Source organism: Sporosarcina sp. Marseille-Q4063 (assembly GCF_018309085.1).
Lineage (GTDB): Bacteria > Bacillota > Bacilli > Bacillales_A > Planococcaceae > Sporosarcina.
Map to the genome: position 1 here is coordinate 2,417,053 of NZ_CP070502.1, position 19,847 is coordinate 2,436,899.

The following is a 19,847-nucleotide window of genomic DNA, read 5'->3' on the forward strand; positions in this document are numbered from 1 at the left end:
CCGATCCTATTGTAACGTAGGCATCGGCTTTTTCATGTGGAGGGCGTATTGGTTTGACGGTATTAAAAGGTGATGAACGACTGGATTATTTATTGGCGGAAAACTTGAGGATTATTCAAAGCCCATCAGTTTTTTCATTTTCACTGGATGCGGTATTACTAGCAAGATTTGCGCATGTTCCTGGACGTTTGGGAAAAGTGGTTGATCTTTGTGCAGGAAATGGTGCAATACCGCTATTTCTGAGTGCGCGAACAAAAGCGCAGATAACGGCTATCGAGTTGCAAGAGCGATTGGCGGATATGGCAGAGAGAAGTGTCCAGTACAATAAGCTTGAAGCGCAATTAAAAATAATAAATGACGACGTTATCGGCATTGCAGAAAAAATTGGGTATGATAAATATGACTTGGTGACGTGTAATCCTCCTTATTTTCCCGCACATGAAGCAAGTGAGAAAAACTTACTCGAGACAATCGCAATTGCACGACATGAGATTTACTTAACATTAGACCAAGCGATACAATCCGCCAGCGGGCTTTTAAAACAAGGGGGGCGGGCAGCATTTGTCCATCGGCCGGGTCGTTTACTTGATATTGTTACATCGATGCGCGCCCATCGCATTGAACCGAAACGAATTCAATTGGTCTATTCAAAAGCGGGGAAAGACGCAAATACATTATTAATCGAAGGTACGAAAGACGGCAAGCCCGATTTGAAAATACTTCCGCCGCTCTATGTGTACGATACAAACGGCGATTATACAGAAGAAGTGAGGCGTTTACTTTATGGAGAAAACAGCTGAACATCTTTTTTATGTGCTTGAATGTAAAGATGGCTCGTACTACGCGGGTTATACAAATAACTTAGAGCGTCGAGTGCGTGTACATAATGAAGGCAAAGGTGCCAAATACACGAGAGCGAAGCGTCCAGTACGCTGTATTTATTTTGAAGAGTTTGAAACCAAGAGGGCGGCAATGCAAGCGGAGTATCAGTTTAAGCAATTAACTAGAGATGCGAAGGAACGTTATATTGAAAAGGAGGTCGCTGGCAATGAAATCACAAAAAAGTGCTGAATTGAATGGCGGGAAATTATTTTTAGTTGGCACCCCGATCGGTAATCTTGAAGATATAACATTCAGAGCGATTCGCATATTAAACGAAGTAGATGCAATTGCTGCAGAAGATACGCGAAACACGATTAAATTATGCAATCACTTTGAGATAAAAACCTCATTAATAAGTTATCATGAACATAATTTAGAAGCTGGCGGAGAAAAGATACTGACGATGCTTGCAAACGGCCAATCAGTTGCGCTTGTTAGCGATGCCGGTATGCCTTGTATTTCTGATCCGGGGGCAGATATTGCAAGTAAAGCCATTAAAGCTGGATTCGACGTCGTTCCAGTTCCAGGCGCGAACGCAGCCATTAGTGCATTAGTAGCTTCTGGATTAACTTCTCAACCCTTTATGTTTTTCGGTTTTTTATCGCGCAATAAAAAAGAACGTCGCGCCGAAATCGAAAAATTAAAGAATCGTGAAGAAACTATTTTGTTATACGAAGCACCTCATCGGCTAAAAGAAACATTGCAGGCATTAAGTGAACAAGTTGAAGGAACTAGAGAAATTGTTTTAGCGCGTGAATTAACGAAGCGATTTGAGGAGTTTTTACGCGGAACGCTTGAGGAAGCCGTCAATTGGGTACAATCAAATAATATACGCGGTGAATTTTGCATTGTTCTTGAAGGAAATGATGGTGCGGACTTAGAAGAGATAGAAGTGGCTTGGTGGGACGGACTTAGTGTTTCAGAACATGTTTATGAAATAATTGAAAGAAAAGGAATTCGATCGAAGGAGGCCATTCGGGAAGTGGCAAGTGAGCGGACGATGAGCAGGCGCGATGTGTACAGGGAGTTTCACGTGGAAGAGAAATAAAAAATCCGAAACGGGTTTCCGTCTCGGCTAATCATCACATTATTCGCTTATACTATCTTGAATTTCCGCAACAAGCTGTTTTGCACCTTCTGGACTTAAAATCAAGTTTCCATCAAGTAGACTTAAATTATCATCTGATACAGTACCGGTAATCGAGCAAGTCATATTCGGCATATATTTCTTCAAAATAATTTTATCTTCATCGACGTAAATTTCTAGGGCATCCTTTTGTGCAATTCCAAGTGTTCGACGTAATTCGATAGGGATAACTACGCGCCCGAGTTCATCGACCTTTCTTACGATACCAGTAGATTTCATTAGAAGAACTCCTTCCCCAACAGTTAATTTAAATTCTTTTTTGACAATTCTGCATTTGTTATTGTCTGTCATTAATCATAACAATTCATCTAATTGTCGTCAATCAAAAAAACTTGAATTCGTTGTATTATTTATATAAATTAATATACTATGAATAATAATTTGAAGGCACTTAGCATGTGAAAGTGATAACACACGCTAAATGATTAACGTTGTATCAATTTAATTACTTCGATAGAATAGAATTACATACTATATTACTGGAGGAATTTTCGTGGTTAAACAAAAAGAAACGTTTTACATTACAACACCTATTTATTATCCAAGTGGAAAATTCCATATCGGCACGGCCTATACGACCGTTGCTTCTGATGCGATGGCGCGTTATAAACGACTGCGCGGGTATGATGTTCGCTTTTTAACAGGCATGGACGAGCACGGTCAGAAAATTCAAGAGGTGGCTGAGGCAGCGGGACTTCCGCCGCAAGAATTTGTGGACGGCATTGCTGAAGGGGCTAAAAAGGTTTGGAGCCTCATGGATATTTCCTATGATGATTTTATCAGGACAACAGATGAACATCATAAAGCAAGCGTTGAAAAGATTTTTAAGATGTTTTTGGATAATGGGGATATTTATAAAGGAGAATACGAAGGTTGGCATTGTACGCCTTGCGAATCCTATTTTGCTGAAGCACAACTAGAAGATGGGAACTGCCCGGATTGCGGCCGTCCCGTTCAAAGAGTTAAAGAAGAGTCTTATTTCTTCAATATGAAAAAATATGCTGATCGTTTATTGGATTACTATAACGAGAATCCTCATTTTATAGAACCGGAATCTCGGAAAAATGAAATGATTAATAACTTTATCAAACCTGGACTTGAAGATTTGTCGGTTTCGCGGATGTCGTTTGACTGGGGCATAAAAGTTCCTGGCGATCCTAAACATGTCATTTATGTATGGGTTGATGCACTTACAAACTACATTACGACGCTTGGTTACGCGTCTGAAGACGATTCTTTATTCAATAAGTATTGGCCTGCAGATGTCCATGTTGTTGGAAAAGATATTGTTCGATTCCATACGATTTACTGGCCGATCTTTTTAATGGCGCTTGATTTGCCATTGCCGAAAAAGGTTTTTGCGCATGGATTTATCATGATGAGAGACGGAAAAATGTCGAAATCTAAAGGGAATGTTGTTTATCCGGAGATGCTCGTTGAGCGCTATGGACTGGATGCGACACGTTATTTCCTTTTACGCGAGTTGCCATTTGGACAAGACGGTGTTTTTTCACCAGAGTCGTTTGTTGAACGAACGAATTATGATCTTGCGAACGATTTAGGGAATCTGTTAAATCGAACGGTGTCGATGATCAATCAATACTTTGATGGCTCTGTCCCTACTGAAGGTTTGATTGAAACAGATTACGATCAGTCATTGACTGATTTCATGAAATTAACAGTAGAAAAATATGAAGCTTCTATGGAAGAGATGCAATTTAGCACTGTACTTGGAGACTTGTGGGCGCTTGTTTCACGGACGAATAAATATATCGATGAAACGACGCCGTGGGTTTTGGCGAGAGATGAAAAAGAACGCGGGAAACTTGCATCCGTAATGTCCCATCTTGTAGCTTCATTACGACATATTGCGGTCTTGTTGCAACCATTTATGACAAATTCCCCTAAAAGTATTATTGAGCAGCTGGGTCTTGAAGAGGATTCGCTTAAATGGGAAACGCTTGGCGATTTCAATCACGTTAAAGCTGGCGTAAAAGTCGTTGAAAAAGGTGTTCCGATTTTCCCGAGACTAGATGCTGAGGTAGAAATTGAGTATATTCGCGAACAGATGGCTGTTACTGCCCCGAAAGAAGCGAAAGAGTCGAAAGAAGTCGAATATCAAGAAGTTAGCGATGAAATCACGTTCGAGGATTTCATGAATGTTGATTTGCGTGTTGCAACGGTGACGGCATGCGAAAAAATTCCTAAAACAGATAAGTTATTAAAACTGCAACTTGATCTTGGATTTGAACAACGACAAGTCGTATCAGGCATTGCCGAGCATTACGAGCCGGAAGCATTGATAGGTGAGAAGGTAATTGTTGTTGCCAATTTAAAACCTGTGAAGTTGCGCGGTGAATTGTCCCAGGGGATGATTCTAGCAGGAAGTTCTGATGGTGTCTTAAAGCTTGCCACAGTCGATCCAGCGCTTGAAAATGGAGCACCAGTTAAATAAATTGAAAGTGGCGGCTTTTCCATATGGGGAGGTCGCCGTTTTTTAATTCCCAAAAGTAATATGACGATATAATACAATGTTTTATAAAGATTGTAATGAAAACGTAATATTAATGTGAAGAAAGAAATATTTGGCTAGACTATGATTATTTATGTTATGAGGAGAGAGATTTTATGTATATAGATACGCACGTCCATTTAAATGCAGATCAATATGATGAAGATGTTGACGAGGTGATTACGCGGGCGCTCGACGCTGGTGTAACGAAAATGGTTGTCATTGGATTCGATCGTAAAACAATTAATCGGGCAATGGAGCTCGCGGAGCGCTACCCGTTCATATATGCTGTTGTCGGTTGGCATCCGGTTGATGCAATCGATTGTACAGAAGAAGACCTGGAGTGGATTGAGTCGCTTGCAGCGCATCCTAAGGTGGTCGGCATTGGGGAAACCGGACTAGACTATCATTGGGACAAGTCTCCAAAGGATGTTCAACAAGAAGTCTTCAGGAAGCAAATTCAACTTGCTAAAAAAGTCAATCTGCCAATTATTATTCATAACCGAGATGCGACTGCGGATGTTGTTCGTATTTTGAAAGAAGAAAAGGCAGAAACGACAGGCGGCATTATGCATTGTTTTGGTGGAAGTGTTGAAACTGCAAAAGAATGCATCGCAATGAATTTTATGATTTCACTTGGCGGTCCTGTAACATTTAAAAATGCAAAAACGCCAAAAGAAGTCGCGACAGAAATTCCGTTGGACAAGTTATTAATCGAAACAGATGCACCGTATTTGACGCCGCATCCATATCGCGGAAAACGCAATGAACCCGTATATGTGAAACTAGTAGCAGAAGAAATTGCAAACTTAAAAGGGTTGCCGGTTGAGGCGATTGCAAAAGCGACAACGGAAAACGCGTTGAAAACATTTAATATAAATGAATAAAATGGTAATAAAGTTTCCATACTTTGCATATAAGGCACTTCCTTATTCTACTAATAAATGAATCTCTATTGGTTGACATGCAAAATAGTAACCTATATAATCACACAGGTGATAGAGGAGGAGTTTTTTTCATGCTAAGTAGTATTATGAAAAGCCTATTCTTTAAGTCATTGAGGAGTCAACAAATCGCGACATTTATCATCATTCCTGCGGTACTTGTTCTGGTTATTTCCCTAGCGCTTTATGAGGGAAATAAAAAATCAGTAACGCTTGTCGTAAATGGTGAGACTGAAGAAGTTAAAACATATGCATCGACCGTTGGAAAACTTCTGTCTGAAAGTGAATTAGTATTTTCAGAACATGATAGTGTTAGCCCCTCAATAGAATCCCCAATCGAAAATGGTTCATTGGTCAAGTGGGAACAGGCGAAGAAGGTAGCAATTGAAGTTGATAATAAAGAAGACATATATATTTGGACGACGGAAAAAACGGTGGGCAATGTATTGGCAGAAGCCGATATAGAATTGTCTGAGTTTGATAAAGTCAGTCCTAGTTTAGATGCGAAGCTAAACGAGAATAGTAATATTTCCGTTGAAAAAGCGTATGACTTTACGTTGATTGATGGAAAAGAGAAGAAAAAGTATTGGTCAACTTCGACTACGGTCGCTGACTTTTTAAAGAGAGAAGATATTCAATTGAACGAGTTTGACCGCTTGGAAGGTAAGAAAGATGATATTATTCAGCCGGGATCAACTGTTGAAATTGTACGAGTGGAAAAAGTCACCGATGTAGTGGAAGAGTCAGCAGAATTTGCTGTTGAAACACGTAATGATAAAGATTTGCTTAAAGGACGCGAAAAAGTCGTTCAAGAAGGCGAAAAAGGGAAAATCGCACGGGAGTTTGAAGTTGTCATGGAAAACGGCAAAGAAGTTTCCAGAAAAATGACAAGTGAAAAAACACTCAAAGAACCGGTTAAAAAAGTCGTTGCGGTAGGAACTAAAGTAATTGTCGCAAGTGCGGCACCGGCTGCTAAAAGTGCAACGCCGGCTGCTAACAAAGCAAAACCAAAAGCGAAAAGTAACGGTAGTGTTGGTGTTTCGCGGAGTAAATCGGCGGAGTCATCCAGCAGCAAAGAATTTTACGTATCGGCAACAGCTTATACGGCCTATTGCAATGGTTGTTCTGGGATTACATCAACAGGTATCAACTTGAAAAACAATCCGAATTTAAAAGTGATTGCTGTTGATCCGTCTGTCATTCCGATAGGTTCCAAGGTTTGGGTTGAAGGTTACGGCCATGCGATTGCTGGAGATACAGGTGGAGCTATTAAAGGGAAGAAAATTGATCTGCATTTCCCAACGAAAGAAGCCGCATATAAATTTGGTCGTAAACAAGTGAAGATAAAAATCATTGATTAAAAGATATCCGTAGGACGATATACTGTCCTGCGGATTTTTGTGTTATCTTTTACATCTTCTTGTATGCAGGGTAGAATTATGTGAAGAATGGTATGGAAAGAGGACGGCTTGTGAATATAAAAGAGGTTATTGTTGTCGAAGGAAAATCGGATACGGTAGCTGTTAAAAGGGCGACGGGCGCAGATACGATTGAAACAAATGGATCTGCTATTGATGAAAATACGCTTATACGCATTCAACATGCCGAGGACGTTCGTGGTGTCATTGTATTCACCGACCCCGATTACCCCGGAAGAAGAATACGTGCCATCATAGAAGAACGAATTCCGACAGTGAAACATGCATTTCTTGCCAAGAAAAAAACAATTGCAAAAAACGGCAAAGGACTTGGAATTGAACACGCGTGCGATGAAGATATACGCGAAGCGATTCGATCCGTCTATACCACGGAAGACTGCCCGGTTGTCGAGATTTCACTTGTTGACTTAATGGAAGCAAATCTGATTGGACATCCGAATGCGCGGCGACGTAGGGATCGTCTAAGCGATTTACTGCAAATAGGTCAAGTAAATGGAAAAGGTTTGAAAAAGCGTCTAGAAATGTTTCGAATTAGCAAAGAGAAATTAGATGATACATTGAAAGTTCTCGATGAGGAGGAAGAAAAAAATGACTAAAGATATTGCGACTCCGATGAGGACAAAAGAAATTTTGGAACGCCACGGCTTTTCATTCAAAAAAAGCTTGGGACAGAATTTTTTAATTGATCCGAACGTATTGGAAAATATTGTTACCAATGCTCAGTTATCCAAAACTATGGGCGTGATTGAGATTGGACCGGGTATCGGCGCGCTAACTGAACATTTGGCTAGGGCCGCTAAAAAGGTAGTTGCGTTTGAAATCGATGGGCGTCTGTTGCCTGTTCTTGAAGACACCATGTCTCCGTATGACAATGTTACGGTGATTCATCAAGATATACTTGAGACTAATTTAATGCAAGCAATGGAAGAACATTTTGCAGGATTTGACGAAGTTGTCGTCGTAGCAAACCTTCCGTACTATGTAACGACTCCAATTATTATGAAGTTTTTGCTCGAAAAAATACCGATTTCGGGCATGATTATTATGATGCAAAAAGAAGTCGCAGATCGAATAACGGCAAGTCCAGGTACAAAAGCATATGGTTCATTGTCGATTGCAATTCAATACTATATGGATGCTGAAGTGGCGATGATTGTCCCGAAAACAGTGTTTATGCCTCAACCGAATGTGGAGTCTGCGGTTCTCCGCTTGACGAGAAAAGCAACACCGCCAGCGGAAGTGATTGATGAAGACTTCCTGTTCCGCATTTCTCGAGGATCTTTTGTTCAGCGGCGCAAAACCATCTTAAATAATTTGCAGTCTTCTTTAATGGATGGAAAGCTGAAAAAAGAGTTGATTGTCGAAGCGTTGGGACGCGCAAATATTGAACCGGGCAGAAGAGGAGAAACATTGTCGGTTGAAGAATTTGCAACGCTATCGAACGAATTGTATAAGGACTTTTTTGCTGAATCAAATAAAGGGTGAAATTATGTCATTTTTTAGTGGAAATCTCTTTTATGACGAAAAATGATTGACAAAGATATTGCTACATTGTTAAAATTAACGATTTAATTGACAGAAATCTTTGAATGTGTTATAGTTATATGTAGTGAGGTGTTAGCGAAATGCCAAAAACATTAGCGGACATTAAGAATTTATTGGATTCTCATCTTGGAAAACGTTTGCACTTAAAGGTAAACGGTGGCCGGAGAAGAACGATTGAAAGAACTGGTGTCTTGAGTGAAACGTACCGAGCAGTATTTGTTGTGGAACTGGACCAGGAAGAAAATGCATTTGAACGAGTGTCTTATAGCTATGCGGATATTTTAACCGATGCGGTTGAAATAACTGTAATGGACGGATCGGATCAAACAGCATTCATCGTCAAATAATTTCAGCACTCATGAATTGATTATTTTTTACAGTACGAGCACCTATCAAGCATTCGATTTCAGGATGCCTTGATAGGTGTTTTTTCCTTGTTTAGACTCATACTACGAATGTCAGCCGAAAAGGAGGAAAACCGAATGGCGAGAAAACGCGGAATAATGTCTGAGCAACTGAAAGAAGAAATTGCCAAAGAGCTTGGATTTTACGATGTTGTTGAGCGAGAAGGTTGGGGCGGCATTAAGGCAAGAGATGCTGGTAATATGGTGAAGCGTGCTATTGAAATGGCAGAACGTGGCGTTTCTGAAGGCAAAGGATCATCGTAACATTCCCAAAGTCCAAAAAGGTTGACAATTAATGAGGATTGTCTGGTCGTTATCGCCTGATAACGGTTGGACAGTCCTTTTTTAAATAAATCGGGTGCAACTTAATGCATTCCTAACATCGTATGGTAAAATAGGGAATAAAGACATTCAATACTGGAGGGAGCCGGATGCTGCTCTATGAGAAGGCGCCAGCTAAAATAAACTTGACGCTCGATGTATTACATAAACGCGATGACGGTTTTCACGAAGTTGAAATGGTGATGACAACTGTCGATTTGGCGGATAGAGTCTGGTTTCGTTCCAGGGAAGATGGACGGATTGTGATAAAAACATCCGAGCCTTTTATCCCGACCGATCGAAAAAACTTGGCTTATCAAGCGGCGGAATTATTAAAACGAATATATCAGATTAATGATGGAGTAGAAATTATTCTGGAGAAAAGTATCCCGGTTGCAGCAGGGCTTGCAGGCGGCAGTTCTGACGCGGCAGCTACACTTCGAGGGCTAAACCGGCTATGGAAGCTCAACCTCAGCTTAGATAGACTAGCAGAGCACGCGGCGGAAGTCGGTTCGGATGTTTCGTTTTGCGTTTATGGTGGAACAGCGCTTGCAACGAGTCGCGGGGAAGTCATTCAAAACCTGCCCACGCCGCCGAATTGCTGGGTCATTTTAGCAAAGCCATCGATTTCAGTTTCTACAGCCGATATATACGGTAATTTGAAAATCGATGCCTTAAATCATCCCGATACATCGGGCATGATAGAGGCATTAGAAACTGCGAACTATGAAAGCATGTGCGCAAAGCTCGGCAATGTGTTGGAGCCAATAACGATGAAGCTTTACCCCGAGGTTGTTATTCTAAAAGAGCAAATGAAAAAATTTGGTGCAGATGCTGTACTAATGAGTGGGAGCGGTCCGACAGTTTTTGGTTTGGTTAAACACGAATCAAGGGTGCCGCGTATTTATAATGGATTAAAAGGATTTTGCCGGGAAGTATATGCGATTCGAATGATTGGTGAACGGCATTCCCTTGATTAAACACGTATGTTTGTGATAATCTACCTATAAACATTCGTGCCTTAGGAGTTGGTCGCATGAAATGGAAAAGAAGTGAAAGACTCGTTGATATGACACAGCATTTGTTGGATAGTCCGCATGAACTAATTCCACTGACATTCTTTTCCGAACGTTATCAATCGGCGAAGTCTTCTATAAGCGAAGACCTTACGATTATTAAAGAAACGTTTGAAAAAAAGGGAACAGGGAAATTGATGACGGTGACTGGCGCGGCAGGCGGCGTAAAATACATACCCCAAATGTCTGATGCAGATATCCAGAATGTCATGAGAACCCTCATAGGCGAACTCAGCCATTCTGATCGACTGTTGCCGGGCGGCTATTTATTTATGGCAGATCTTCTAGGAAATCCTCGGCTTATGAATCAAATCGGTAAAGTTTTCGCATCGGCATTCGCTGAAAAAGATATAGATGTGATTATGACAGTTGCAACGAAAGGGATTCCAATCGCAAATGCGATTGCGCGTCATCTTAATATTCCTGTTGTCATTGTTCGTCGCGATAGTAAAGTAACGGAAGGGTCCACTGTAAGTATTAACTATGTTTCAGGGTCAACACGTCGAATACAAACAATGGTATTATCAAAAAGAAGCATGCTCAGTGGACAAAATGTACTCCTAACCGATGACTTCATGAAAGCGGGCGGAACGATGTTAGGCATGAAAAGCCTAGTCGAAGAATTCGATTGCAAACTCGCTGGAATTGCTGTTCTCGTTGAGGCGGAACACCATGAGGATATCCTTGTCGATGAGTATCTTTCACTTGCGAAACTTTGCGAAGTGAATGAGAAAAGTCGTACAATTAAAATTAGTGAAGGTAACTATTTTGCGGAGGGTGGAAAATAATATGAAATATGTAGCGACAGACAAAGCGCCAGCAGCATTTGGCCCGTATGCACAAGCAGTAAATGTCAATGGATTCATTTATACGTCAGGTCAAATCCCGGTGACGACAGATGGTTTACTTATTGAAGGGACAATTGAAGAGCAGACGCATCAAGTTTTTGCAAACTTGAAAGCAATTTTAGAAGAAGCGAATTCATCACTCGAAAAAGTTGTAAAAGCGACAGTCTTTTTAACGGACATGGACAACTTCGTTGCTGTAAATGATATTTACGCAGAGCATTTCGGCACGCATACACCTGCACGTTCTTGTGTTCAAGTTGGCAGACTGCCAAAAGATGCACAAATTGAAATTGAAGTTATCGCGCTAGCGGGCGAATAATCACAAAAAATTCCGTCTGGATTCATATCCAGACGGATTTTTTAATTTAATTACATAATTATGTTAATTTAAGAAGGGAATATCTTTCTTTTGTTGAATAGTGTTTAAAGGCACTATAAATAGAAAGAAGGAGTGGGGCAAGAGATGAAAGTAACAGATGTTAGGTTAAGGAGAGTAGATACGGAAGGCAGAATGAGGGCAATCGCGTCGATAACGTTTGAGGAAGCATTTGTCGTTCACGATATCCGGGTAATTGACGGCAATGATGGGTTATTCGTTGCGATGCCAAGTAAACGGACACCAGATGGAGAATTTCGCGATGTCGCCCATCCTATTAATTCCACTATGCGGTTAATCGTCCAAGACGCGGTACTTGCAGCGTATCATTTATCAGCCGAAGAGGATGCTGTCCTGGAAGAGGCAAATGTCTAACGCAATTATAAAAATATATTTCCATGATCAATATTGACTGCCTATAAACTTATAGGCAGTTTTTCCACTGCCTAAAAAACAACTATGCCCTTTACGACAGGTTTTTTATTGAATTGTTCGAATTAAAAAACACAATAATAAAATACTTAAATTGAAATGTCAATAGAAGACGGTTGAAAAAAATGAAGTTTTCCGCTATAGTCAAGAGTGAATAAAGTGGGATTGCTATCGATTTTTATCCTAAAATAAAGAGGGTTACGCTTAAAGCCCTTTCAATTTGGAGGCTAGTCTATGTCGAATACATATGCCATCGTTCTCGCCGCGGGACAAGGTACGCGAATGAAATCTGATTTATACAAAGTGCTCCATCCCGTCTGCGGAAAGCCGATGGTTGCACATGTAATAGATAATATAAAAAAACTTGAAGCAAAACGGATTGTCACCATTGTTGGTCACGGTGCCGAACAAGTAGAGCAAACACTTGGCGCTAAAAGTGAATATGTCTTACAAGAAGAACAACTAGGAACTGCGCATGCCGTCGGGCAAGCTGAAGGTGCACTAGGAAATCTTGAAGGGACAACGATTGTTGTTTGCGGGGATACACCGTTAATCCGCTCAGAAACGATGGATGCCTTAATTGCCCATCATAATGAATCAGGAGCAAAAGCGACGATTTTGACAGCGAATGCCGATGATCCAACGGGTTACGGACGAATCGTTCGCGGGGAAGACGGTCAGGTACTTCGTAATGTCGAACATAAAGATGCAACAGAAGAAGAACTAGTAGTAACAGAAATAAATACGGGAACGTATTGTTTTGATAATAAATCCTTGTTTGAAACATTGAAAAAAGTAACTAACGATAATGCCCAAGGCGAGTATTACCTTCCGGATGTTATTGGAATTTTACAAGCTGAAGGTGCGCGCGTTTCAGCCCATGTAACGAATGATTTCAGCGAAACGCTTGGCGTGAATGATCGTGTTGTATTATCTCAAGCGGAAAGCGTCATGCGAAATCGTCTAGCAGAAATGCATATGCGAAACGGCGTAACAATTATCAATCCTGAAAACACGTACATTAGTGCGGATGCTGAAATAGGTCGCGATACGATTTTACAGCCAGGGACAATGATTGAAGGTGCTACGAAAATAGGTGAAGGATGTACGATTGGTCCGAACAGTCAAATCGTTAATAGCGTAATTGGCAACGAGACGACGATTCATTCATCAGTCATTGAGGAAAGTAGCATAGGTTCAAATACTGCAGTTGGCCCATTTGCACATATTCGTCCAGAATCCAATTTGGGCAATCGTGTAAGAATCGGCAACTTCGTTGAAGTGAAAAAATCGACACTTGGCGATGACAGTAAATCAGCGCACTTAAGTTATATTGGGGATGCGATTGTCGGTTCAAATGTAAACTTTGGATGCGGTACAATCGTGGTCAACTACGATGGTAAGAAAAAGCATACAACGGTTGTTGAAGATAATGCCTTTATTGGTTGCAATTCAAACCTTGTTTCACCGGTGACAGTCGGGAAAGGCGCTTATGTCGCCGCCGGTTCGACAATAACGAAAGATGTTCCAGAAGACTCACTTGCAATAGCTCGAGCGCGTCAAGACAATAAAGACGGCTATGTTTCAAAACTAAAACTCAATTAAACGGGGGACCATAATGGCTAATCATTATTCAAATGACAAACTAAAGATATTTTCTTTGAATTCCAACGAAACACTTGCACGGGAGGTTTCTGAAGAAATTGGACGTCCACTAGGAAAATGTTCTGTTAAACGATTTAGTGACGGTGAAGTCCAAATCAATATTGAAGAAAGTATCCGCGGCTGTGATGTCTTTGTAATCCAATCTACGTCGGACCCTGTCAATGAACACTTGATGGAATTATTAATTATGATTGATGCACTCAAACGTGCCTCTGCTCGAACGGTTAATGTCGTCAATCCATATTACGGTTATGCGCGCCAAGACAGAAAAGCACGTCCGCGTGAACCGATTACAGCAAAGTTGGTAGCAAATTTGCTTGAAACAGCAGGAGCCAATCGTGTCATCGCAATCGATTTGCATGCCCCTCAAATTCAAGGGTTCTTCGATATTCCAATTGATCATTTAGTTGCGGAACCGATTTTGACGGAATACTTCGAGCAAAAAGGCTTTAAAAAAGATGAACTTGTTATAGTATCACCTGATCACGGTGGCGTGACGCGTGCGCGAAAAATGGCGGATCGTATGAAAGCACCGATTGCGATTATCGACAAACGTCGTCCGCGTCCGAATGTCGCGGAAGTAATGAGTATTGTTGGCCAAGTAGACGGTAAAATTGCGATTCTTATCGACGACATTATTGACACGGCTGGTACAATCACAGTGGCAGCAGACGCGCTAATTGAAAGTGGTGCAAAAGCGGTGTACGCATGCTGTACCCACCCAGTATTGTCAGGACCAGCAATCGAACGCATCGATAATTCTCAAATTCTTGAACTTGTCGTGACAAATTCAATTGAACTTCCTGCACATAAACATTCACCAAAAGTAAAACAACTTTCCATTGCAAAATTGCTTGGAAATGCAATTGTTCGTGTTTTTGAAGAAAAATCAGTAAGTACGCTATTTGATTGACAAGTCTAGGTGTATACTGTAACCTATAGAACAGTCTAAAATATATAAAATTAAGTTAAAATACAAACATATTTGGAAAGGTGACTATGTAAAATGAGTACAACAATACAGTCCGAACTTAGAGTAAAAGGACAACACTCAACAATTACTGAATTAAGAGCTGCTGGTTTCGTACCAGCTGTTGTATATGGTTTTGAAACGGAGGCAACTCCAATTTCTGTAAGTGAACGCGACCTACTTAAAACATTGCGTGTAACAGGACGTAACGGAGTTATGAAACTTCAAGTAGATGGCAACGAAGTAAACGTCGTGTTAAACGATTATCAAGCGGATCCATTAAAAGGCACAGTCCTGCATGCGGATTTCTTGGCAATCAACATGACTGAAGAACTAGAAGTTAGTGTCCAAATCAATCTCGTTGGAGAGTCAAAAGGCGAGAAAGAAGGCGGAATCATTTCACAACCGAACTGGGAGTTGGATATCAAAGTTAAACCAACTGACATTCCAGAATCATTTGACATTGACATTTCCGACCTAGAAATCGGCGATACGATTACAGTAGCGGATATCCGTGAAAAATCTAAATATGAAATTTTGAGTGAAGATGAGTATGCACTTGTAACGATTTCAGCTCCACGTTCAGAAGAAGAGCTTGAGGCACTTGATGAGGCTACTGAAGATGTAAGCGCAGAGCCTGAAGTAATTGGCGAAGACAAAGCAGACGAAGAATAATAGTAAGAAATGGCGTGCGGTTCTCCGCACGCCTCTTTTCTATTTCTATATAGTATCAGCACAATTACAAAAGGAAGAGAAAATTAATGAAAATGATAATTGGTTTGGGAAATCCGGGAAAGAAGTATGAAAAAACACGACATAATATTGGTTTTCATGTCATCGATGAACTTGCAAAACGATTAAGTTCACCACCGATGCAGTCGAAATTTAATGGCATGTATTCGGTTATCCATCATTCGGGTAAAAAAATCATTCTTGTTAAACCGCTTACTTTTATGAACTTATCGGGCGAATGTGTTCGGCCGTTAATGGATTATTATAATGTGGATCTTGATCAAATCGTCGTTATTTACGATGACTTGGACTTTTCTCCAGGTGAAATCCGACTACGTCAAAAAGGAAGTGCAGGCGGCCATAATGGTATGAAATCGCTCATAGCACATCTTGGAACAGATAAATTCAACAGAATCCGCATGGGAATTGGGAGACCGACGAATGGCATGAAAGTTTCGGATTATGTACTTTCAAATTTCCCGAAAGATGAGGAATCTATTATTGGTGAAGCAGTCTTAAAAAGTGCAGAGGCTTGTGAAGAATGGATTGATGCACCTTTTCTAGATGTCATGAATAATTTTAATGGTAAGTAGAGAATAATAACGTCACTTATCGCCTATACTTTGAGAAAAGGGAGCGGGTGACAAAGTGACAATTCGTTATCATTGCCGACACTGCAAAACAGAAATTGGTTCACTTCCGTTTGAATCGGCCAGGGAGACGCTTCGTCTATTGGAAGAATTGGATCGTAAAGAAGAAGAACGATTTCTAACGGTAGGAAAAGACGGGGATTTAACTGTTCGCTGCATATGTGAAGAATGTGAACATACCCTTCAAAGCAATCCGGATTATTATACATTTACTAAGTGGATTCAATAGGTTTTCGCTTTGGGCTTAAAAAGACGTCCAAAGCTTTTTCTGATTTTATTTTCGAGTGACCAAATAATTTTGTAAAAATAAAAAGTATCATTTAATCCCTTTTTAAAATGAAAGTTAGGTGTGTATATTGGAAGCGCTTGTTGATTTATATTTACAAAATAGCGAGATTACTAATCTTGTAGAAGAATTGAAAAAGGATGAAGACCGTCAACTTATCGCCGGGTTATCAGGCGGGGCCAAACCGGTCTTTTTTGAGTCTCTGCAAAAATCGATTGAAAAACCGATTCTCATCATTTCTCCAAACCTTTTGCAAGCACAGCGTACATATGAAGACTTAGTTAAAATGCTCGGTGCTTCTTCTGTTCGCCTTTATCCGGCTGAGGAACTCATTGCTGCTGACTTCTCAATTTCAAGCTATGAGCTACGAGCGCAACGGATTGAAACACTAGATCATATGGCGCGTGTCGGTAAAGGGATTTATATTACGCCAATTGCGGGAATGAGAAAGCTATTGCCAGGTAAAGATTCTTGGCTAAAAAATAGTTTACTAGTAGAAGAAGGAGCTACAATCGACGTTGATAATTGGTTGAATCAGCTAGTTGCCATGGGGTACTCGAGACAACCAATGGTTACGGCACCCGGCGAGTTCGCTCTTCGCGGAGGAATTTTGGATTTGTATCCAATCCATATGGAGGATCCGGTCAGAATTGAATTATTTGATACGGAAGTCGATTCAATTCGTACATTTTCCGCAGATAACCAGCGCTCAACTGGAAAGTTAGAAGCTCTTTCAATTTTGCCTGCTTCTGAGTTTGTATGGACAGAAGAGGACGTATTGACGATGGCTGAAAATCTCGAGGTAGCACTTGCGGAAAGTTTGAAGAAAATGAAAGACGCTGAAGCAAAAGAGCGCTTATTACAAAATATGACGGCTGACATTGCACAAATGAAAGACGGCTCGGCCCCTGAGGATGTTTTGAAATACGCATCCTTTTCTAAAAACCAACCAACAACATTAGGCGCATACCTTCCCCAAGAAGGCTTACTCGTATTTGATGAAATTGGGCGAATCACTGAAGTTCTAGAGTCCCTTGAAGTCGAGGAAGAGCAATGGTTTGCATCACTTCTCGAGGAAGGTAAAATTGTCCACTCGGCAAAACTATCTTTTACATTTAATGATTTAAAAAAACAACTGAACCAACAAAAACTCTATTTGTCATTATTCATTCGAACGATGCCTGGAATTGTTGTGAAGAAAACAATCACAGTTTCATGTAAACCGATGCAACAATTTCATGGTCAAATGCATTTACTCAAGAACGAGATGGACCGTTGGCGAGAAGGGCGTTACCATGTATTTCTAATTGCCGACGGGACCGAACGGATGCAGAAAGTGCAATCGATATTACAAGATTACGATATGGACGCTGATTTATCAGAAAGTGCATCCAATAGCGGAAGGGTTCAAATAATTGACGGCGATTTATCTGCCGGATTTGAATTGCCATTCCACCATATTGCCGTCATTACAGACGCCGAATTATTTAAAGGAAAACCGAAACGGCGAGCCCGTCCTCAAAAAATGTCGAATGCAGAACGGATAAAAAGTTATTCGGAAATCAAACCAGGTGATTATATCGTACATGCTCATCATGGAATTGGGCGTTATAAAAAGCTTGAAACACTAGAAGTTTCCGGTATCTATAAAGATTATCTTTATATAGAATACCGGGGTACGGATAAGTTATTTGTTCCAACCGATCAAATTGATCTGATTCAAAAATATATTGCTTCCGGAGAAAAAGAACCTACGCTGCACAAACTTGGCGGAGCGGCCTGGAAGCGTACGAAAAGCAAAGTTTCAGCCGCTGTTAAAGATATTGCAGATGACCTTATCAAACTTTATGCGGAGCGAGAATCCGAGGAAGGTCATGCTTTTGCCAAAGACGATGATATGCAAAGGTCCTTTGAAAATGCTTTCCCTTACGATGAGACAGAGGACCAACTCCGTTCAATCAAAGAAATAAAAGAGGATATGGAAAAACTGCGTCCGATGGATCGTCTGCTTTGCGGTGATGTTGGTTATGGAAAAACAGAAGTTGCAATTCGTGCGGCATTTAAAGCCGTGCTAGATGGTAAACAAGTGGCATTTCTAGTTCCGACAACAATTTTGGCGCAACAACATTATGAAACCATGAAGGAAAGATTTTCAGGCTTCCCTGTGGAAGTTTCCTTAATGAACCGTTTCCGAACTAAAAAGGAACAGACTGCCACATTGAAAGGGTTAAAAGCGGGGACAGTTGATATTGTCATAGGGACACATCGACTATTATCCAAGGATGTAGGTTACCGTGACCTAGGCCTGCTCGTCGTTGACGAGGAGCAAAGATTCGGGGTTACCCATAAAGAACGTTTAAAGCAGCTTAAAACGAATGTAGATGTCCTTACGCTCACGGCAACACCGATTCCTCGTACACTTCACATGTCCATGCTCGGCGTACGGGATCTCTCTGTAATTGAAACACCTCCCGCAAACCGTTTTCCAGTTCAAACCTATGTCATGGAACATAATTTTGCGCTGGTACGTGAAGCGATTGAACGCGAAATGGGGCGAGGCGGGCAAGTGTTTTATTTATACAATCGCGTAGAAGATATGGCAAAAAAAGTTGAGGAAATCAAACAACTTGTGCCCGAAGCTCGGGTTGGATTCGCCAACGGACAAATGGGTGAAGCTGCTCTTGAATCAACAATTTTAAGCTTCCTCGAAGGTGAATATGATGTTCTCGTCACTACGACGATAATTGAAACGGGAATTGACATACCGAATGTCAATACGTTGATTGTTCACGATGCTGATCGAATGGGTTTATCGCAGTTATACCAACTTCGCGGTCGTGTTGGTCGATCTAACCGAGTGGCATATGGATATTTTCTCTATCAGCGGGACAAAGTGTTAACAGAAGTAGCGGAAAGCAGATTGCAGGCAATTAAAGAATTTACTGAACTTGGATCCGGATTCAAAATTGCCATGCGCGATTTATCAATCCGCGGGGCTGGAAATTTACTTGGTTCCCAGCAACACGGCTTTATCGATTCTGTCGGCTTTGATTTATATTCGCAAATGTTGCAAGAGGCAATCGAAGAGAAACAAACGGGTATTGTCAAAGCAGATATTCCGGATGTTGAAATTTCCCTGCAAGTGAATGCCTACATTCCAGATGATTACATTCATGACGGCTTCCAAAAGATTCAAATGTATAAGCGTGTTAAAGCTGTCGAAAGTGATGAAGATTACTCCGAGCTTGTTGATGAAATGATTGACCGCTTTGGCGATTTGCCATTAGAAGTTGACCTTCTTCTCCGCATTTCGCGAATAAAAGCTTGGGCAAAAGCTTCAGGTGTGGAATCGATTAAAAAACAACGATCAAAAATTGTTGTTAAGCTGACCCCTGAAGGAACAATTAAAACAGATGGCGCAAAATTAGTATCGGAAACACTCGAATTGGGCCGTGCAATCGGGTTTTCGATGGAGAATGATCAACTCCTAGTAACGGTTGATGAACGCCACACAGGCAAGCGGACTGGATTCGATGTTCTGGAGTCGTTGATGGAATTACTTCTGGCTGCTAAAAAGGAAACTGCTACTTCAAAATCCGTCTAAAGGAAATGTTGCAT

21 protein-coding genes are annotated in these 19,847 nt (G+C 40.9%); 20 read left to right on the top strand and 1 reads right to left on the bottom strand.

The features are described from left to right. Nucleotides 1-53 precede the first annotated feature (53 nt). The 3 genes from JSQ81_RS12540 to rsmI are packed head-to-tail and all read left to right on the top strand — an operon-like array spanning nucleotide 54 to nucleotide 1,930. Nucleotides 54-800, top strand: a complete 747-nt coding sequence (locus tag JSQ81_RS12540; RefSeq protein ID WP_212604386.1) for a tRNA1(Val) (adenine(37)-N6)-methyltransferase — start codon at nucleotides 54-56, stop codon at nucleotides 798-800. Continuing rightward, the gene (locus tag JSQ81_RS12545; RefSeq protein WP_212604387.1) at nucleotides 784-1,071 is read left to right on the top strand and encodes a GIY-YIG nuclease family protein; all 288 of its coding nucleotides are present in this window, start codon (nucleotides 784-786) and stop codon (nucleotides 1,069-1,071) included. Before JSQ81_RS12540 ends, JSQ81_RS12545 begins: the two co-directional genes overlap by 17 nt. Beyond that, the gene (gene rsmI / locus JSQ81_RS12550) at nucleotides 1,049-1,930 is read left to right on the top strand and encodes a 16S rRNA (cytidine(1402)-2'-O)-methyltransferase (protein WP_212604388.1); all 882 of its coding nucleotides are present in this window, start codon (nucleotides 1,049-1,051) and stop codon (nucleotides 1,928-1,930) included. Before JSQ81_RS12545 ends, rsmI begins: the two co-directional genes overlap by 23 nt. A 39-nt stretch (nucleotides 1,931-1,969) precedes the next feature. Here rsmI and JSQ81_RS12555 read toward each other — a convergent pair whose 3' ends face one another. Next, nucleotides 1,970-2,248, bottom strand: a complete 279-nt coding sequence (locus JSQ81_RS12555) for a transition state genes transcriptional regulator AbrB (protein WP_212604389.1) — start codon at nucleotides 2,246-2,248, stop codon at nucleotides 1,970-1,972. A gap of 274 nt (nucleotides 2,249-2,522) precedes the next feature. Here JSQ81_RS12555 and metG point away from each other — a divergent pair, with 274 nt between their 5' ends. From metG to mfd, 17 genes are all read left to right on the top strand, one after another. Beyond that, a complete protein-coding gene (metG, locus tag JSQ81_RS12560; RefSeq protein ID WP_212604390.1) occupies nucleotides 2,523-4,484 on the top strand; it encodes a methionine--tRNA ligase in 1,962 nt (653 codons plus the stop codon). Between the two features lie 173 nt (nucleotides 4,485-4,657). Beyond that, nucleotides 4,658-5,428, top strand: coding sequence for a TatD family hydrolase (locus JSQ81_RS12565; RefSeq protein ID WP_212604391.1), 771 nt, complete (start codon nucleotides 4,658-4,660; stop codon nucleotides 5,426-5,428). A 131-nt stretch (nucleotides 5,429-5,559) separates the two neighbouring features. Beyond that, nucleotides 5,560-6,846: a G5 and 3D domain-containing protein gene (locus JSQ81_RS12570; RefSeq protein ID WP_212604392.1), complete on the top strand. Its 1,287-nt coding sequence runs from the start codon at nucleotides 5,560-5,562 to the stop codon at nucleotides 6,844-6,846. A gap of 110 nt (nucleotides 6,847-6,956) precedes the next feature. Further along, nucleotides 6,957-7,520, top strand: coding sequence for a ribonuclease M5 (gene rnmV / locus JSQ81_RS12575; RefSeq protein ID WP_212607657.1), 564 nt, complete (start codon nucleotides 6,957-6,959; stop codon nucleotides 7,518-7,520). Next, nucleotides 7,513-8,409, top strand: a complete 897-nt coding sequence (gene rsmA / locus JSQ81_RS12580; protein WP_212604393.1) for a 16S rRNA (adenine(1518)-N(6)/adenine(1519)-N(6))-dimethyltransferase RsmA — start codon at nucleotides 7,513-7,515, stop codon at nucleotides 8,407-8,409. The genes rnmV and rsmA overlap by 8 nt, the downstream gene beginning before the upstream one ends. 140 nt (nucleotides 8,410-8,549) lie before the next feature. Beyond that, the gene (veg, locus tag JSQ81_RS12585) at nucleotides 8,550-8,816 is read left to right on the top strand and encodes a biofilm formation stimulator Veg (RefSeq protein WP_172373713.1); all 267 of its coding nucleotides are present in this window, start codon (nucleotides 8,550-8,552) and stop codon (nucleotides 8,814-8,816) included. A gap of 135 nt (nucleotides 8,817-8,951) precedes the next feature. Next, a complete protein-coding gene (locus JSQ81_RS12590) occupies nucleotides 8,952-9,137 on the top strand; it encodes a small, acid-soluble spore protein, alpha/beta type (protein ID WP_212604394.1) in 186 nt (61 codons plus the stop codon). Between the two features lie 170 nt (nucleotides 9,138-9,307). Beyond that, on the top strand, nucleotides 9,308-10,174 hold the full coding sequence (gene ispE / locus JSQ81_RS12595) for a 4-(cytidine 5'-diphospho)-2-C-methyl-D-erythritol kinase (protein WP_305849490.1): 867 nt from the start codon (nucleotides 9,308-9,310) through the stop codon (nucleotides 10,172-10,174). A 56-nt stretch (nucleotides 10,175-10,230) separates the two neighbouring features. Beyond that, entirely contained in the window at nucleotides 10,231-11,058 is an 828-nt protein-coding gene (purR, locus tag JSQ81_RS12600; protein ID WP_212604396.1) for a pur operon repressor, read from the top strand. A 1-nt stretch (nucleotide 11,059) separates the two neighbouring features. Next, nucleotides 11,060-11,437: a RidA family protein gene (locus tag JSQ81_RS12605; RefSeq protein WP_212604397.1), complete on the top strand. Its 378-nt coding sequence runs from the start codon at nucleotides 11,060-11,062 to the stop codon at nucleotides 11,435-11,437. Nucleotides 11,438-11,581: 144 nt separating this feature from the next. Continuing rightward, complete coding sequence (spoVG, locus tag JSQ81_RS12610) at nucleotides 11,582-11,869, top strand: septation regulator SpoVG (protein WP_212604398.1); 288 nt, start codon at nucleotides 11,582-11,584, stop codon at nucleotides 11,867-11,869. A gap of 291 nt (nucleotides 11,870-12,160) precedes the next feature. Continuing rightward, nucleotides 12,161-13,531, top strand: a complete 1,371-nt coding sequence (gene glmU / locus JSQ81_RS12615; RefSeq protein ID WP_212604399.1) for a bifunctional UDP-N-acetylglucosamine diphosphorylase/glucosamine-1-phosphate N-acetyltransferase GlmU — start codon at nucleotides 12,161-12,163, stop codon at nucleotides 13,529-13,531. Between the two features lie 13 nt (nucleotides 13,532-13,544). Beyond that, nucleotides 13,545-14,504 carry a ribose-phosphate diphosphokinase gene (locus JSQ81_RS12620; protein WP_212604400.1) on the top strand — a complete coding sequence of 320 codons (960 nt, stop codon included), beginning with the start codon at nucleotides 13,545-13,547 and terminating at the stop codon, nucleotides 14,502-14,504. A gap of 93 nt (nucleotides 14,505-14,597) precedes the next feature. Then, nucleotides 14,598-15,236: a 50S ribosomal protein L25/general stress protein Ctc gene (locus JSQ81_RS12625; protein WP_212604401.1), complete on the top strand. Its 639-nt coding sequence runs from the start codon at nucleotides 14,598-14,600 to the stop codon at nucleotides 15,234-15,236. 86 nt (nucleotides 15,237-15,322) lie between these two features. Then, nucleotides 15,323-15,886, top strand: coding sequence for an aminoacyl-tRNA hydrolase (gene pth, locus JSQ81_RS12630; RefSeq protein ID WP_212604402.1), 564 nt, complete (start codon nucleotides 15,323-15,325; stop codon nucleotides 15,884-15,886). 55 nt (nucleotides 15,887-15,941) lie between these two features. Next, on the top strand, nucleotides 15,942-16,172 hold the full coding sequence (locus JSQ81_RS12635; RefSeq protein ID WP_212604403.1) for an anti-sigma-F factor Fin: 231 nt from the start codon (nucleotides 15,942-15,944) through the stop codon (nucleotides 16,170-16,172). Nucleotides 16,173-16,299: 127 nt separating this feature from the next. Then, on the top strand, nucleotides 16,300-19,833 hold the full coding sequence (mfd, locus tag JSQ81_RS12640) for a transcription-repair coupling factor (RefSeq protein ID WP_212604404.1): 3,534 nt from the start codon (nucleotides 16,300-16,302) through the stop codon (nucleotides 19,831-19,833). Nucleotides 19,834-19,847 lie beyond the last annotated feature (14 nt).

What these genes read in the sequence shown, in the direction of transcription:
- JSQ81_RS12625 (WP_212604401.1), top strand. Translation starts at nt 14,598, where the DNA reads ATGAGTACAACAATACAGTCCGAACTTAGAGTAAAAGGACAACACTCA.
- purR (WP_212604396.1), top strand. Translation starts at nt 10,231, where the DNA reads ATGAAATGGAAAAGAAGTGAAAGACTCGTTGATATGACACAGCATTTG.
- JSQ81_RS12620 (WP_212604400.1), top strand. Translation starts at nt 13,545, where the DNA reads ATGGCTAATCATTATTCAAATGACAAACTAAAGATATTTTCTTTGAAT.
- rsmI (WP_212604388.1), top strand. Translation starts at nt 1,049, where the DNA reads ATGAAATCACAAAAAAGTGCTGAATTGAATGGCGGGAAATTATTTTTA.
- glmU (WP_212604399.1), top strand. Translation starts at nt 12,161, where the DNA reads ATGTCGAATACATATGCCATCGTTCTCGCCGCGGGACAAGGTACGCGA.
- JSQ81_RS12605 (WP_212604397.1), top strand. Translation starts at nt 11,060, where the DNA reads ATGAAATATGTAGCGACAGACAAAGCGCCAGCAGCATTTGGCCCGTAT.
- JSQ81_RS12565 (WP_212604391.1), top strand. Translation starts at nt 4,658, where the DNA reads ATGTATATAGATACGCACGTCCATTTAAATGCAGATCAATATGATGAA.
- JSQ81_RS12555 (WP_212604389.1), bottom strand. Translation starts at nt 2,248, where the DNA reads ATGAAATCTACTGGTATCGTAAGAAAGGTCGATGAACTCGGGCGCGTA.
- rsmA (WP_212604393.1), top strand. Translation starts at nt 7,513, where the DNA reads ATGACTAAAGATATTGCGACTCCGATGAGGACAAAAGAAATTTTGGAA.
- JSQ81_RS12590 (WP_212604394.1), top strand. Translation starts at nt 8,952, where the DNA reads ATGGCGAGAAAACGCGGAATAATGTCTGAGCAACTGAAAGAAGAAATT.
- JSQ81_RS12545 (WP_212604387.1), top strand. Translation starts at nt 784, where the DNA reads ATGGAGAAAACAGCTGAACATCTTTTTTATGTGCTTGAATGTAAAGAT.
- JSQ81_RS12570 (WP_212604392.1), top strand. Translation starts at nt 5,560, where the DNA reads ATGCTAAGTAGTATTATGAAAAGCCTATTCTTTAAGTCATTGAGGAGT.
- spoVG (WP_212604398.1), top strand. Translation starts at nt 11,582, where the DNA reads ATGAAAGTAACAGATGTTAGGTTAAGGAGAGTAGATACGGAAGGCAGA.
- pth (WP_212604402.1), top strand. Translation starts at nt 15,323, where the DNA reads ATGAAAATGATAATTGGTTTGGGAAATCCGGGAAAGAAGTATGAAAAA.
- veg (WP_172373713.1), top strand. Translation starts at nt 8,550, where the DNA reads ATGCCAAAAACATTAGCGGACATTAAGAATTTATTGGATTCTCATCTT.